Below are 15,115 nucleotides of genomic sequence, written 5' to 3'. Positions count from 1 at the left end.
AAAATATGAATTTCTAATGTCTAATTATGACTTTATTTTAGGATTAAATCCAGAGCAACAAAAAGCTACATTACTAGAGGATCGTAATGCTTTGATTCTCGCTGGTGCTGGGAGTGGTAAAACAAAAGTTCTAACATCACGTATAGCTTATCTTTGCCGTGATAAAGGCATATCTGTCGAAAATATTCTTGCTGTAACATTTACCAATAAAGCAGCAAAAGAGATCCAGCAGCGTGTTGAAAAGATGCTTGGGATTTCTACTTTTGGTATGTGGATAGGTACTTTTCATGGTGTAGCTCATAGGTTATTACGCAAGCATGCCCATGAACTTGGTTTGGATAAGAACTTTAGGATACTTGATCAAGATGAGCAAGCTCAATTGATTAAAAAAGTAATTAATAACCTAGATCTTGATGATAAAAAATATCCGCCTAAATTACTGCAGAATTTTATCAATAAACAAAAAGATAAAGCTATTCGTAGTAATAAATTGACAAAGCAGTATGATGTTAATTATGCGCATATTTATACAGCTTATGAAGAGAGACTTCAGCTTGATAATGCTTTGGATTTTGCCGATTTGCTTTTACATCTTTATGAGCTTTTTTCTCTTAATCAACAGCTTAGAGAATATTATCAAAACAAATTTAAATATATTTTGATTGATGAGTTTCAGGATACTAACCATGTTCAATACATGTGGTTAAAGCTACTTGTAACTGATAATAACTATATGATGGCCGTTGGCGATGACGATCAGTCAATATATGGTTGGCGTGGTGCTATAGTAGATAATATTCATAACTATGTAAAAGATCTCAAAAATGTTGAGATTATAAAACTAGAGCAAAACTATCGCTCAACGAAGAATATTCTTAAAGTAGCTAATTCAGTAATTAAAAACAATGATAATAGGATGTCAAAAGAGCTATGGTCAGCAGCTGAAGATGGTGAAAAAGTAGAGCTTTATTGTGCTGTTAATGAGCGTGATGAGGCAAAATATATCATAGATAAAATTCGTAACTTGCATAGTGATGGTATTAAGTATAGTGATATAGCAATTTTATATCGCTCAAACTATTTGTCGCGTGTCCTTGAGGAGAGCTGTATTTATGCGAGTATACCTTATAGGATTTATGGAGGTTTTCGTTTCTTTGATCGAGCAGAGATTAAGGATGCTTTAGCATACCTAAGGCTAGCTGTTACAAATAGTGATAATTTAGCATTTGAGCGAATTATTAATACACCAACACGAGGAATTGGCAACAAAACCTTAGATACAATTCGAAATTTCTCACAGATCAATAATGTCTCATATTGGCAAGCTACTATAGATATTATCCAAAAAGAAATTGTAACAAAAAGGACAGCATCTCTTCTGTTAAAGTTTATAGAACTTATAAATACTATTTCATCACAAATAAATGACTTAAGTCTAGATAAGCTTCTTGAAATGGTAATCAACGAAAGTGGTTTATTGGCGTCATATCAAGAAAAAGATACTGAAAAAGATCGTCAAAAAATTGATAACTTAAAAGAGTTGATAAGTGCGGCTAAAGATTTTGAACCGCAAATGGAGCTACTTGATGATAATACTGATATACTACAAGATTTCTTGTCATTTGCTGTTCTAGAAGCTGGTGAGATGCAAGCTGATGAAAATACAGATAGTGTTCAGTTAATGACAATACATGCATCAAAAGGTTTAGAGTTTCGCTACGTCTTTTTAGTTGCTGCAGAAGAAGGAGTTTTCCCTCCAAGTTCAATTGTTAACTCTGAAGAGGTATTTGATAATACAGACTCTAAAAAAATGCAAGATAAGCTTGCTGAAGAGCGTCGCCTTTTTTATGTCGCAGTAACAAGAGCTATGAAAGCCTTAACTATAAGTTATGCACAAGTACGTAATATCTTTGGTCGTAGTAGTTTTCAAGTTAAGTCACGTTTTGTTGCAGAGATAGACTCTCAGCATTTGAATCAAGGTAAACTAGAGTTTACAGCAGCTAAACCTAAAACTAAACAAAAAGCAAATTTTGGAATGTCGCCTTTTGACTTCCTTAAATCTAATAATACTACTAATAGTTTTAAACCAGGTGATAAAGTATTTCACAAGGTTTTTGGTAAAGGAGTATTTATCAAAGCACAAGCACAAGGAACAAAAGAATTTTATACTGTAGACTTTGGGTTAGATGTCGGCCAGAAGATTTTATTGGCAGATATTGCTAATCTTGTTAAGGTCTAAAATATATAACCTTAGTGTGTATAATTATTGAGTTTTTAAAATTAATAGTTTAGATTGAAATAATCAACATTTTTTATATTAGATTATGTTCAAAAAAACATTAATACTCTCATCTTTGGCTAGTGTACTTATATTGACTGGTTGCTCTAATGATTCAGATAATAATATTGATACTTATGCTGGACAATTAACAAAGAATAATAACCAACTTGTTGTAAATATAGGCTCTGATATGCCATCAATTGATCCACAACAATCTTCTGATAATAGTTCAAGTAGAGTAATTGAGGATATCTTTGAAGGTTTGGTTGATTATAATCAAAAATCAGAGGTTATTCCAACGGGAGCATCTAGTTGGAAGATATCTAAAGATGGTAAGACTTATACATTTTACCTAAGAAAAAATGCTAAATGGACTAATGGTGATCCTGTTACTGCAGATGATTATGTCTACTCATATAGAAGATCTGTAACGCCAGAGACTTTAACTCGTGCTTATGCTTCATATTTTAACCCGATTGTAAATGCTGTAGCTATTCAGGCTGGCAAAAAGTCTCCAGAGACACTTGGAGTAAAAGCTCTAGATAAATATACTCTACAGATTAAACTTACAGAACCTAATCCAACATTTTTGGATTCTTTAACTATTTACGCATTTTTTCCTGTGAATAAAAAGGCGATAGAAAAGTACGGAGATTCTTGGGCTGCTAAACCTGATACAATCATAAGTAATGGCGCATATAAGCTAACAAAATGGGTGCATAATGGTTATGCTTTGGCTAAAAAGTCTCCTAATTACTGGGATGCTAAAAATGTAAGTATTGATTCTGTAAAATATCTAATGATTAATGATGTCTCTAGTGATTTAGAGAATTACAAAGCTGGAGGCGAGAGTCTTACCTATAATAATCTACCTGCTAATACAGCAGAGTGGTATAAAGAACATTTTACAAATAATCAATTTCAGCCAGCGCCAATGCTTGCGCAGGCTTACTTTATCTTCAATATGAGAGATCCTAAATTCCAAGATATTAGGGTACGTAAGGCTTTAAGTATGGTTATCGATAGAAAAGGTATCGCTGAAGGTGTTAAAAAAGGTTTGGTTACTCCTTCTTATTTGGTTGTACCAGAGGCTATAGCTGGAGGTAGATACAAAGATCTAGCAAAAGATATTCCTGGTTATGATTGGATAAATGAACCTATAGAGCAAAGAATAAAAGAAGCAAGAGAACTTCTTAAAGAAGCGGGTTATTCAAAAAAACACCCACTTGAGTTTACTGTTAATTTCAATACTTCTGATGTTAATCGTTTGATGGCGCAAATTCTACAAGGCTCGTGGCAACAAGCTTTTGGAGATTCAGTCAAAGTTAGTATCTTCAATGAAGATTGGAAAGTGTATCTTGATAGCTTAAAGAATGGTAATTTTGATGTTGCTAGAATGGCTTGGATTGCAGATTTTAATCAGCCGAATACTTATACTGAAATGTATACATGTGATAGTGATAATAATTACGGACATTATTGTGATAAAGAAGCTGATGAAATTTATAATAAGTCACTAACCACTAACTCTATGGATGAGTTTTATAAGCTACAGAGAGAGTTGATCATTAAGCAAACGGCAGAGTATCCAACTATACCATTATTTACTCAGCCTGCTATACAGCTTGTACAACCATATGTAAAAGGCTTTAAACCAAAAGAAAATGTCATGGGTAGATATAGAGCCAAGCAGCTTTCAATTAAGCAATCAGAAGTATAAGTTTTCTAAAAAGGTAGAAATATTATGATGAAATTTATTCTTAAAAGAATATTAGGAGCAATTCCAACAGTATTCTTTGTTATTACAATTACATTTTTGTTGGTGCATCTAACACCAGGTGATCCATTCTCTTCGGATAGAGCAATTAGTCAACAAGTCCTAGATAAACTACATCATCAGTATGGTATGGATTTACCTTTATGGCAACAGTATTTAACTTATCTGAAAAATTTAATATTTCATTTTGACTTTGGCTTATCATATAAAAATATTGGTGCATCTGTTAATGAGCTGATATTTCCAGCAGATGGAGATAGTGGTTTTTGGTTGTCTGTGAAATTTGGAACTATAGTTCTAATTGTAACTACTATATTTGGTTTAACTTTAGGTACTATTGCTGGACTCAAACAAGATGGTATCTTGGATAGGATTGTAAGTATTTTTTCTGTTACTTTTATTGCTATACCAACAGTGATTACAGCTCCAGTTTTGGTGCTTATATTTGCCGTAGAGCTACACTGGTTGCCACCAGGTCAGTGGGGTATGGATTTTAGACATTTAGTTCTACCAGTTATAGCTTTGAGTTTACCGTTTATTTGTATACTAGCTCAAATTCAGCGAAATAGTATTGTAGAAACGCTTAACTCTCCATTTATTCGTACAGCTTATGCGAAAGGACTATCAAAAACTAGAATAGTGCTAGTGCATGCTATCAAACCATCTTTGATGCCATCTATCTCATTTTTAGGTCCAGCGGCAGCAGGTATTTTGACGGGTACTATTATTATTGAGAAAGTATTTGCATTACCAGGTATGGGTACACAGATGGTAAATGCAGCGACAAATAGAGATTATTCTATAGTATTAGCTTTAACTATTATCTATAGTGTTTTGGTTGTGGTTTTTAATTTGATTGTAGATATTTTATATGGATTTATAGATCCTAAAGCGAGGGTCAAATAATGGCAAATAAAAAACAGAGTCTTTTTCAAGATGCGTTTATAAGATTCAAAAAAGATAAAGTGGCAGTATTCTCATTAGTTGTGATAGTAGCAATTCTGATTGCATGTTTTGTTGTACCTTGGTTTTATCCTAATGATTACTTTTCTCATATAGATTTGTATAGTACAACTCAGGCACCATCTTTTGAGCATTTCTTTGGCACTGATGCTATTGGTAGAGATGTGTTTGTTAGAGTGCTTGTTGGTGGGCAAATTTCTTTTGAGGTTGCGATAGTTGCTACTATTGTATCAGTCGTGATTGGTACACTATGGGGAGCTTTTGCAGGCTTCATTGGTGGTAAAATAGATGGCTTTATGATGAGAATTGTAGATGCTTTGTATGCATTACCATTTTTATTTTTTGCAATATTGCTAGTCACATTGTTTGGTAGAAATTTTATACTGATATTTGTTGCAATCGGTGTGGTATCTTGGCTTGATGTGGCTAGGGTTGTTAGGGGACAAACTATTGCACTTAGACACAAAGAGTTTGTTGAAGCAGCTAAAGTTAGTGGTCTTACTAATCGTAAAATTGTCACTAAGCATATTATCAGAAATCTTATAGGAATTATTATTGTATATATCACTTTGACGATCCCAACGGTGCTTATGCTATCAGCTTTTTTAAGCTTCTTGGGATTAGGTGTGCAGCCTCCAATGACAGATTGGGGTGAGATGATAAGTGATGGTGCATCATATATAACCATGGGCTACTGGTGGTTGCTAGTCTATCCAGCCGCATTTTTAACTATAACCCTTCTAGCTCTAAATTTCGTTGGTAATGCAATGAGAAAAGCACTAGATCCAAAGAGTAAGAGGTAGATGATGAAAGATTTAGCACTTCAAATAAAAGACTTAAATGTGAGTTTTAAGACTGATGATGGTATGTTTTCTGCAGTAAAAGATATTAGCTTTGATCTTAAAAAAGGTCATACTCTTGGTATTGTTGGAGAATCTGGTTCTGGTAAGAGTCAAACTGTATTGTCACTTATGGGATTACTGGCAGGTAACGCAGTTGTATCAGGACAAGCTTTGTTTCATGATCAAAATCTTATAAATATGTCTGTTAAGAATTTAAATAAAATTCGTGGTGATAAAATATCAATGATCTTTCAGGATCCAATGACTTCTTTAAATCCGTACTTAACTATTCACAAGCAGCTTTTAGAGCCTTTAACAATACATAAGGGTATGTCTCACAAAGATGCTACTAAAAAAGTCCTAGAGATGTTAGATGCGGTGCAAATTCCAGATGCAAAGAATAGGCTCAAGCTATATCCACATGAGTTTTCTGGAGGTATGCGCCAAAGAGTTGTAATTGCTATGGCACTACTTTGCTCACCTGAAATACTAATTGCTGATGAGCCTACAACAGCTCTAGATGTTACGGTACAAGGTCAAATCTTACAGTTATTATCTAATTTGCAAAAAGAGTTTCACATGTCTATGTTATTTATTACTCATGATTTGGGTGTGGTAGCTGAGATTTGTCATGATGTAATGGTTATGTATTGTGGTAATATTATGGAGCAAGGTACTGTAGATAATATCTTTGCAAATGCACAGCACCCGTATACAAAAGGTCTGCTAAATACAATGCCTAGTATTACAAGGGATGTAGATATATTACAGACTATCCCTGGTGAAACACCAAATATTCATAATATGCCAAAAGGTTGTCCATTTGTTACAAGATGTGATTTTGCTATAGATATATGCAGAGATATTAAGCCGGAATTGATTTCATATGCAGATCAGCGTACAGCGTGTCACCTTGTTAAGGAGTATAAATAGATGAATGTTCTAGAAGTCAAAAATCTCACCGTAGAATTTCCTATAAAAAAAACAATCACCGGCAAAATCACCCAAAAAGTTACAGCTGTAAAGGATGTCAGTTTCAATGTCAAGGAAGGCGAGATTATCGGTATAGTTGGAGAGTCTGGATGTGGTAAGTCATCACTTCTAAGAGCCTTGATTGGGCTTAACGAGATCACTACTGGTGAGGTCATTTGGAAAGGAGAGCATCCGCTACACAAGTATAAATCACATAAACAGTGGTTAAGTGTAAGAAGGGATATTCAGATGATTTTCCAAGATCCTTTTGCTTGTCTTAACCCAAGAATGGTGGTTAGAAATATCATTGCAGAACCTTTAATTAACTTTAATAAGAATCTGAGTAAAAAAGAAGTTGATGAAAAAGTTCTTAAAATGATGAAAAAAGTTGGTTTGAATGAATCTCAGATGTATCGCTATCCGCATGAATTTTCAGGTGGCCAATGTCAAAGAATAGGTATCGCGAGAGCATTGATTTGTGAACCAAAATTACTTGTCTGTGATGAACCAGTTAGCGCATTAGATGTATCAATACAAGCACAAGTTGTAAATCTTCTAAAAGAACTACAAAAAGACTTCAAACTTATGATATTGTTTGTTGCGCATGACTTGAGTATAGTTAAGCATATTTCTGATAGATTGTTTGTGATGTATCTTGGTAGTTTAGTTGAAGTATCTCCTAAGCAGAATATTTACAAGAATCCGGCGCACCCGTATACAAAAGTCCTTTTAAATGCTATTCCAATTGCAGATCCACAACTAGCTAGGCAACGAACAATTGAAATAGAAAAATCAGAATTACCATCTCCTCTTAATCCACCTAAAGGTTGTGCATTTCATACAAGATGCAAGATAGCTACAGATATTTGTAAGAAAGAGCGCCCTTATTTAAGACTTATGAAGGATGAAGTTTATACAGCTTGTCATAATATTTAAATTCTAAGAGTCGTTTTTGATTTTTTTGATCATATTTATCATGATAATGAATGCTAAAGCTAGAACAATACCAAAAGCAATCGTTATACTTGTATTTGCATTTATATTAAAGTGATCACCACTATCAATAGTGAGTCCAGCACTAAGTTGTCCAATCTCTATTACTAACGTTATAAGCATATTTGTGATAGCAATTCCAACCGCAGCAAAACTTGGCGGACATATTTTATTAAAGTAGTACCATACTAAAACTTGTGATGCGGAAAAAGTTCCAAATAAGAATGCTATACCAATAGCATAATTTTTTAATAGCTGAGCATTTATTAAGATAGATACTAATAAAATCCCAACTATTGAAATAGTTATGATTTTTTTACCACTAAACTTATTACATAGATGTGTCATTATTGGGGAGAAGATAATCCAACCAACAAAAATGGCGGTTATCATAGTTGTTGAATATATGCTATCAAAACCATAAGACTGCTTGAAATATAATACTCCATACTGTGATGTTAAAATCACTGTTGGTGTATATAGTAGTCCTGCCCATATTGCATTTTTCCAGATCAAACTATTTTTTATCAGCTGCTTACCTCTTTTTAGTATTTCACTAAATTTGGGCATAAGAGCTGAAGAATATTTTTCATGTGGAATTATAAGCTGAAAAAATATAGCTAATGGTAAAGCTATTACACCAGAATAGATAAAGATATTTATCCAAGAAGTATCATAATGAGAGATAATGACACTTATATTCTGAGAAAATGCTGCTGCAAGAGTACCTAAAGATATAACAAGACTTGTGATTATTGGGAAATACTTTGACTCAAAATTTTCTAAAGTTAGTTTTAGTACACCAATAAAAGCAAAAGATGAACCTAGACCAACTAGGAGTCTACCAAATAGTGCTAATTCATAGTCACCAGAAACAAAAATTATATTACCAATACCACACAATAAAGTAGCACTAATAAGTACTTTCTTACTACCAAATCTATCAAGTAGCACTCCAGCGGGGATTTGCATTAAAAGATAAGTGATATTATAGCTTGATACTAGAAAAGAAAAACCTATATGTGTTGATAAATGAAAATGCTCAACTATCTGTTCTTGATATGCTCCAGTAAGGATTCTTAGAAAGAATTCGTAGCAGTAAAAACAAATACCAACAACTAGAATCAAAGAAAGTTTTAATTTTTGCATCTTAAGTGTAGGTAAATAATTTATATGACTTAATTTATCTTTTTAGAAAAAGATTGTCTAATTAACTTTTTTTAATAGTGTAAAAATTTATGGATTGAATATAATATATTTTTAATATTCTAAAAATTAACTATTATGAAAAAAGTACCCTTAATCTTAAGCTTTTTATTACCACTATATACGTATTCTAATATTATTACGATTAAAGACACATATGAACAAGCAGAGTGCCGTAAGGAGATTAGACAGCAAAATTTTCAAGAAGCCTTTCAGAAATGTTTATCTTTAGCAAGCCAGGGCGACTCCGTTGGAGAATTTTTTACAGCACTTTTATATATTAATGGCCAGGGAGTTCAAAAATCTGAAAAAGAAGCATTTGAGTATTTTCAAAAATCTGCAATTAAAGGGAATGCTGATGCTATTGGACAGCTAGGCGTTATGTATATTAATGGCGAGTATGTGAAAAAAGATGAATTTAAAGGGATACAACTTATCAGATATAGTAATGATATGAAAAAAAACCCTATAAATACGAAGATACTCGATGCTTATGAAAAATATTTAGCAATACAAAAAGAAAAGTCTATTGGTAAAGTTACGGTATATATAACTATTTCAAAAAAAACATGTTCTGAAATTGGAGGAAAATATCAGCAAGGTTATACTTTTCCTGGTGAAAAATGGCCTAACATGTGTACTGATAAAGATGGGAATGTTTTATCGACGATTTATCAAGCATTATATTATAAAGATAATAGTAATTTTATAATGAAAACTCTTTTTTCAAAAAATAACTAATAATCTTTATTAAGATATATGATGAGTTTATGTACTAAAAGCATAAGTTTTTATGTATTCAGGGCTTTATTAAAAGGTATGCTCGAGATTTATTTATGATACACTTAAATAATAACTTCAGAGGGTGCGTGTATGAGATTTATTTGGGGTTGTGTTTTTTTAGTTGGTTTCTCTAATCTATATGCAGATAACAATCTCAACCCTCAAACAGGTATGTATTACATTACTGCTAATAATTTTTTTTATCGTCCAAGTACCGAAAGAGGCAATGAGGTTGTTGATAGGGAAAATGCCTCAGAATTCTCAGATAGAATATCAGGTAGTGCAATTAATATTACTGATTCACTTGTTTTTGACGCATATACAAGCTCAACTAGTCTGATAGCACAAGGTTCAATGGGCGATCTCAAAGATACAAAGTTTTATACTCAAGAAACAAAATTAGTTAAAAAGTTGTGGAATGATAAGATTGAACTTTATGGTGGTACAGTGCTAGGAGCTAATCCTTATGAATTAAATAATGTTAACTCAGCTTATGATACGGGATCTAGAATAGCAGCTTTTGCAAGTGGACGTACAGGTGCTAAATATAATGTTTCGAGTAATTTTGGTTTATTGATTGAGGGGCAATATAATCTTACAGGCGAAATGGCTGATAATACTGATATGTTTACTGGGTTTAGCGGTGCACAATATCGTAATTCAACTCTAGTGAAAACTGGTTTTGAGTGGAATTTCTGATATAGGTAAATAGGCTTTTAGTAAAGTCTATATACTTGATTAATGGTCAGGATATCTACAGTCAATTAATTTATAGGTAGCTAAAAATTATTTATATTTACATATAAAGGCTTTTGGAGCATAATTTTGAGATATCAAAATACATTTTCAGTTATACTATGCAAAAAGTTACTAAAGCTGGTTTTATTATTTGGTTTATATGCGCATTCTTTTATGCTCTAGAATTTATCATTAGAGCATCAGGAAACTCTTTATATAACGATTTCTCGATTGCCCCATATAACCTTAGTCCCGAGCAAATCAGTGTATTAAGTTCAGCATTTTATTGGGCTTATGTGGCTTCACAACTTCCTGCAGGGATCTTGATTGATAAATTTGGTGTCAAAAAGATTATGTTAGTAAGTACTTTACTGTTTTCTATAGGCGTTTTTATTGCTACTAGAGCGGTATTACAAGAGTATCTAATTTTATATAGAGTTTTAGCTGGTGTTGGTGGTGGTTTTGCATTTCTATCGGCGTTGAAATCTATTGCAATATGGTTACCAAAAAGAACATTTCCATTATTCACTGGTGCTACGCAAATGCTGATGTATGGTGCTGGTACTCTAACGGGTTTACCATTAGTTATACTAGCAAATCATTTTAGTATTCAAGTTATTATGTCAGTGATATTGGTTGTTTCAATATTACTATTCTTAAGTGTAGTGTTCTTTATTCCAACTGTTGAGCCGCATAATCAAAAAGATACCGATGAGTTAGCAGATACGCATACTAAGATAGAGGATATACCAATCGTATTTAAAATTAAACAGATTCTCTTAAATGGTTTTTTCTGTTTTACTATTTATGGTACAACAGCTATTTTTGCTGATTTATGGAGTTATAGATTTCTAAGTTTAGATGGCTACTCAGTGCATTATGCGGGCCTAGCTTCATCAATGATATTTATTGGGATTGCAATTTTTAGCCCTTTATGGGGAGTGATAGCAACGTTGTTAAACAAACAAAAAGCCTTACTTACATGGGCTTCTATCTTTGGGTTGTTTATTGTTTTAGCTGTTGTGTATTTGCATGTTAGTCCATTAATAATGTGTATATTATGTGTGCTATGGGGTGGTATGCAGGCTGTTCATGTACTTAATTTCACAATTTTACGTCAACATATTAGTCCTATGTATATAGCTACAGGTATTGCAGCAGTGAATTTATTTATACCTCTGAGTGGCGCTGTGCTCCAGCCATTAGTTGGATATATGCTTTCAGCTATAGAAAATTATGGGGCTGGCCAATTAGAAGCTTTTAAATATGCATTATTTATTTTACCTGTATTAATGTTTTTATCGGTGTTGCTATCTCTTTTTATTAAAGAGAAAAAAGCTTAAAATATCTCTTTAGCAATTCAAATACTTCTTATGAAAGAGGCTTATTATGTCAAAACAGTTTATATTAGCAATAGATCAGGGTACTACTAGTTCACGAGCAATAATTTTTGATAGGAATGGTAATATCAAGAAAATAGCGCAAAAAGAATTTACTCAAATATACCCAAAAAGTGGTTGGGTAGAACATGATCCAATGGAGATATGGGCATCACAAAGTAGTATTGTTAGAGAAGCTTTAGAGTATGCTAGAGTTTCTCCTAGAGACATAGCAGCGATTGGTATCACTAATCAAAGAGAAACAACTGTTGTTTGGGATAAGAATACAGGTCAACCAGTATATAATGCTATAGTATGGCAGTGTCGTAGAACATCGTATATTTGTGATGAAATTAATAAAAACGAAGATCTTAAAAAATATATCCGTAAAAATACGGGGCTCATTGTCGATGCATATTTCTCTGCTACAAAAATCAAATGGATTTTAGACAATGTTGACGGAGCTAGAGAAAAAGCAGAAAAAGGTGATTTACTTTTTGGAACAATTGATACTTGGTTAATTTGGAATTTAACTAAAGGTGAAGTTCACGCTACTGACTTTTCAAATGCTTCAAGAACAATGTTGTTCAACATCAATACACTTGAATGGGACAAAAAAATTCTAGAGTATTTAGATATTCCAGTATCTATGTTGCCAGAGGTTAGATCTTCGAGTGGCGATTTTGGACATACTCATCAGAGTACACTTGGAGGTGCTAGAATTCCAATAGCTGGAGTTGCTGGTGATCAACAGTCAGCACTGTTTGGACATTGTTGTTTTGAAAAAGGAATGGCAAAAAATACTTATGGTACAGGCTGTTTTGCGTTAATGAATGTTGGCGATAAGCCAGTTTATTCAGATGAGGGTTTATTGACCACTATTGCATGGGCAGAAAATGGTAAACCAACTTATGCTTTAGAGGGAAGTGTGTTTATTGCAGGTGCTGTAATTCAATGGATCCGTGATGGACTAGGTCTTATACGTTCTGCTGAAGATAGTGAGTACTATGCAACTAAGATTAATTCTACAGATGGGGTTTATCTTGTTCCGGCATTTGTTGGACTTGGTACGCCATATTGGGATATGTACGCTCGAGGGACTATTGTTGGTATTACTCGAGATACTAAACGTGAGCATATTATTAGAGCGGCTCTTGAGGCTATAGCTTATCAAGCAAAGGATGTTTTAGACTGTATGAAAGAAGATACAGGTCTTGATCTAGCGGGTCTTCGTGTTGATGGCGGTGCAGTGCAAAATAATTTCTTGATGCAATTCCAATCAGATATTTTGCAGTCAGAAATTTCTAAGCCTAAAATTAATGAGATTACAGGTTTAGGAGCGGTATTCTTGGCAGGTTTAGCTGTAGGATTTTGGAAAGATAAGGAAGAGCTCAAGACTATTCTTACAACAGAAAAAACTTTTGAGCCGCAAAAAGATCCTCAAACTGTAGCACATGATTATAAAGGCTGGAAAAAAGCGGTTCAAAGAAGTATGGCTTGGGCAGAGTGATAAGTGGCTACTATCCTTTGAGATGCTGAAATACATAAACTCAACTACTTTGAGAATTGTTGAAAGCGGTTGACGAGAGAAAAATAATGGTTATTAATCTAGATTAAATTTTTAATGAAGACTATAAAGAAATGAAAAAAGAATACGATATAATAATAATTGGTGGTGGAGCAACTGGTTTTGGTTGTGCTATTGAAGCAGTTTCTCGAGGTTACAAAACTTTACTTCTAGAAGCGAGTGATTTTGGTAAAGGAACCTCTTCGAAGTCAACAAAACTGATTCATGGCGGGTTAAGGTACTTAGAGAATTTTGACTTTGCCTTAGTTAAAGAAGGTCTAGAAGAGCGATTCTCTTTTTTACATAATGCGCCACATCTGACACATAAACAATCTTACCTTATTCCAACACGTAGCTATTTTGAGACTATCAAATATACTATAGGTGTTAAGCTCTATGAGTTTTTATCAGGTAAATACAAAATTGGCAAAAGTTATAATCTTAACAAACAGCAAACATTAGCAGAGTTACCAAATATAGAAGCATCAAAGCTTAAAAAAAGTCTTGTGTATTATGATGGTCAGTTTGATGATACTCGCCTTTTGATTTCTTTGATGAAAACTTTTGAGGCAAAGGGTGGCGAAGCACTTAATTACCATAAGGTTGAAAAAATATATAGTTCAACTAATTCAAAACTAGATACTGTTAAAGTTATTGATGTTCTAAACAGCGAACACAAAGAATTTACAGCTAAACACATAATTAATGCTACAGGTACATTTAGTGATAAAACTATAAGTTTAGCAAATCAGCAAGATACGCATAAGTATGTCTCTGTTGCGCAGGGAACACATATTGTTTTTGATAGAGAGAGGTTTCCAACAGAGCACGCAATCTTAATCCCAGAAACAGAAGATGGTAGGGTGTTATTTATCTTGCCTTGGCACAATCATCTAATAGTTGGTACTACTGATATCAAAAAAGAAGCACCGAGCCTTGAGCCGAGAGCTGATAAATCTGAGATTGATTTTATCTTAGAGACTTTTAATCAATATGCAAAAGACAAGGCAACTATTGCAGATATTAAGTCAGTTTACTGTGGTCAGCGTCCTTTGGTAACTCCAAAAAAAGCTAAAAATTCCGCAAAAATATCACGCAAGCATGAAATTGTAGAGTCAAAAGATGGTTTAATTACAGTTGTTGGAGGTAAGTGGACAATCTTTAGAAGAATGGGGCAAGATACTCTGGATTATATTGAAACTAAAAAGATTGCACAAAAAATATCTAAAACTTCTGATGAATTGCTTATTGATGCTATCGAACCTAAAGAAAGCTATCCACTAAAAGTTTATGGCAAAAATGCCGAAGATATCAAAGTTATTCAAAATGAGCTTAATAATTTTGAACTTTTATCTAGAAGTCTACCATACTATCAGGCAGAGGTTATATATCATGTACGACATGAAAAAGCCAAAACTATAGAGGATGTTCTTGCGCGTCGAACTAGAGCAGCATTTTTGGATATCAAAGCAAGTATTGATGCTGCACCAAAAGTAGCTGAGCTTATGGCAAAGGAGCTTGGTAAAGATCAAGCTTGGCAAAACCAGCAAATTGATAGTTTCATAGAATTTTCTAAAAACTTTAATGTTGAAGAGTTGTATATTTAGGGACTTT

Annotated in this window: 12 protein-coding genes; 11 read left to right on the top strand and 1 reads right to left on the bottom strand. The window is 33.4% G+C overall.

Annotated elements, in window-relative coordinates; genetic code table 11:
- The first annotated feature begins 16 nt into the window (after positions 1 to 16).
- The 6 genes from FSC454_RS08335 to FSC454_RS08310 all read left to right on the top strand — a co-directional run bounded on the left by FSC454_RS08335 (position 17) and on the right by FSC454_RS08310 (position 7,771).
- Positions 17 to 2,239 carry a UvrD-helicase domain-containing protein gene (locus FSC454_RS08335; RefSeq protein WP_066045305.1) on the top strand — a complete coding sequence of 741 codons (2,223 nt, stop codon included), beginning with the start codon at positions 17 to 19 and terminating at the stop codon, positions 2,237 to 2,239.
- A gap of 85 nt (positions 2,240 to 2,324) precedes the next feature.
- Entirely contained in the window at positions 2,325 to 4,001 is a 1,677-nt protein-coding gene (locus FSC454_RS08330; protein WP_066045307.1) for a peptide ABC transporter substrate-binding protein, read from the top strand.
- 24 nt (positions 4,002 to 4,025) lie between these two features.
- Complete coding sequence (locus FSC454_RS08325) at positions 4,026 to 4,964, top strand: ABC transporter permease (RefSeq protein WP_014548936.1); 939 nt, start codon at positions 4,026 to 4,028, stop codon at positions 4,962 to 4,964.
- On the top strand, positions 4,964 to 5,824 hold the full coding sequence (locus tag FSC454_RS08320) for an ABC transporter permease (protein WP_014548935.1): 861 nt from the start codon (positions 4,964 to 4,966) through the stop codon (positions 5,822 to 5,824). The genes FSC454_RS08325 and FSC454_RS08320 overlap by 1 nt, the downstream gene beginning before the upstream one ends.
- Positions 5,825 to 5,827: 3 nt before the next feature.
- Positions 5,828 to 6,796 (top strand): ABC transporter ATP-binding protein, encoded by a 969-nt coding sequence (locus FSC454_RS08315; protein ID WP_066045338.1) that lies wholly within the window; start codon positions 5,828 to 5,830, stop codon positions 6,794 to 6,796.
- The gene (locus FSC454_RS08310) at positions 6,797 to 7,771 is read left to right on the top strand and encodes an ABC transporter ATP-binding protein (RefSeq protein ID WP_066045309.1); all 975 of its coding nucleotides are present in this window, start codon (positions 6,797 to 6,799) and stop codon (positions 7,769 to 7,771) included. It abuts the gene before it with no gap.
- Between the two features lie 3 nt (positions 7,772 to 7,774).
- Here the strand turns inward: FSC454_RS08310 and FSC454_RS08305 are convergent, their stop codons facing one another.
- Positions 7,775 to 8,977, bottom strand: a complete 1,203-nt coding sequence (locus FSC454_RS08305) for an MFS transporter (protein ID WP_066045311.1) — start codon at positions 8,975 to 8,977, stop codon at positions 7,775 to 7,777.
- 135 nt (positions 8,978 to 9,112) lie between these two features.
- On the opposite strand from FSC454_RS08305, the gene FSC454_RS08300 reads away from it, so the two are divergent.
- From FSC454_RS08300 to FSC454_RS08280, 5 genes are all read left to right on the top strand, one after another.
- The gene (locus tag FSC454_RS08300) at positions 9,113 to 9,775 is read left to right on the top strand and encodes a tetratricopeptide repeat protein (RefSeq protein ID WP_066045313.1); all 663 of its coding nucleotides are present in this window, start codon (positions 9,113 to 9,115) and stop codon (positions 9,773 to 9,775) included.
- A gap of 132 nt (positions 9,776 to 9,907) precedes the next feature.
- Positions 9,908 to 10,516, top strand: coding sequence for a hypothetical protein (locus FSC454_RS08295; protein WP_066045315.1), 609 nt, complete (start codon positions 9,908 to 9,910; stop codon positions 10,514 to 10,516).
- Between the two features lie 158 nt (positions 10,517 to 10,674).
- On the top strand, positions 10,675 to 11,898 hold the full coding sequence (locus FSC454_RS08290) for an MFS transporter (RefSeq protein WP_066045340.1): 1,224 nt from the start codon (positions 10,675 to 10,677) through the stop codon (positions 11,896 to 11,898).
- Positions 11,899 to 11,944: 46 nt separating this feature from the next.
- On the top strand, positions 11,945 to 13,444 hold the full coding sequence (gene glpK, locus FSC454_RS08285) for a glycerol kinase GlpK (RefSeq protein WP_066045317.1): 1,500 nt from the start codon (positions 11,945 to 11,947) through the stop codon (positions 13,442 to 13,444).
- 131 nt (positions 13,445 to 13,575) lie between these two features.
- A complete protein-coding gene (locus FSC454_RS08280) occupies positions 13,576 to 15,108 on the top strand; it encodes a glycerol-3-phosphate dehydrogenase/oxidase (protein WP_014548926.1) in 1,533 nt (510 codons plus the stop codon).
- Positions 15,109 to 15,115 lie beyond the last annotated feature (7 nt).

Origin of the sequence: Francisella hispaniensis FSC454 (assembly GCF_001885235.1) — a bacterium.
Classification (GTDB): Bacteria; Pseudomonadota; Gammaproteobacteria; order Francisellales; family Francisellaceae; genus Francisella; species Francisella hispaniensis.
Note: the sequence above shows the minus strand (reverse complement) of the source record. Positions and strands in the feature narration are given on the sequence as shown.

What these genes read in the sequence shown, in the direction of transcription:
- FSC454_RS08335 (WP_066045305.1), top strand. Translation starts at nt 17, where the DNA reads ATGTCTAATTATGACTTTATTTTAGGATTAAATCCAGAGCAACAAAAA.
- FSC454_RS08330 (WP_066045307.1), top strand. Translation starts at nt 2,325, where the DNA reads ATGTTCAAAAAAACATTAATACTCTCATCTTTGGCTAGTGTACTTATA.
- FSC454_RS08325 (WP_014548936.1), top strand. Translation starts at nt 4,026, where the DNA reads ATGATGAAATTTATTCTTAAAAGAATATTAGGAGCAATTCCAACAGTA.
- FSC454_RS08320 (WP_014548935.1), top strand. Translation starts at nt 4,964, where the DNA reads ATGGCAAATAAAAAACAGAGTCTTTTTCAAGATGCGTTTATAAGATTC.
- FSC454_RS08315 (WP_066045338.1), top strand. Translation starts at nt 5,828, where the DNA reads ATGAAAGATTTAGCACTTCAAATAAAAGACTTAAATGTGAGTTTTAAG.
- FSC454_RS08310 (WP_066045309.1), top strand. Translation starts at nt 6,797, where the DNA reads ATGAATGTTCTAGAAGTCAAAAATCTCACCGTAGAATTTCCTATAAAA.
- FSC454_RS08305 (WP_066045311.1), bottom strand. Translation starts at nt 8,977, where the DNA reads ATGCAAAAATTAAAACTTTCTTTGATTCTAGTTGTTGGTATTTGTTTT.
- FSC454_RS08300 (WP_066045313.1), top strand. Translation starts at nt 9,113, where the DNA reads ATGAAAAAAGTACCCTTAATCTTAAGCTTTTTATTACCACTATATACG.
- FSC454_RS08295 (WP_066045315.1), top strand. Translation starts at nt 9,908, where the DNA reads ATGAGATTTATTTGGGGTTGTGTTTTTTTAGTTGGTTTCTCTAATCTA.
- FSC454_RS08290 (WP_066045340.1), top strand. Translation starts at nt 10,675, where the DNA reads ATGCAAAAAGTTACTAAAGCTGGTTTTATTATTTGGTTTATATGCGCA.
- glpK (WP_066045317.1), top strand. Translation starts at nt 11,945, where the DNA reads ATGTCAAAACAGTTTATATTAGCAATAGATCAGGGTACTACTAGTTCA.
- FSC454_RS08280 (WP_014548926.1), top strand. Translation starts at nt 13,576, where the DNA reads ATGAAAAAAGAATACGATATAATAATAATTGGTGGTGGAGCAACTGGT.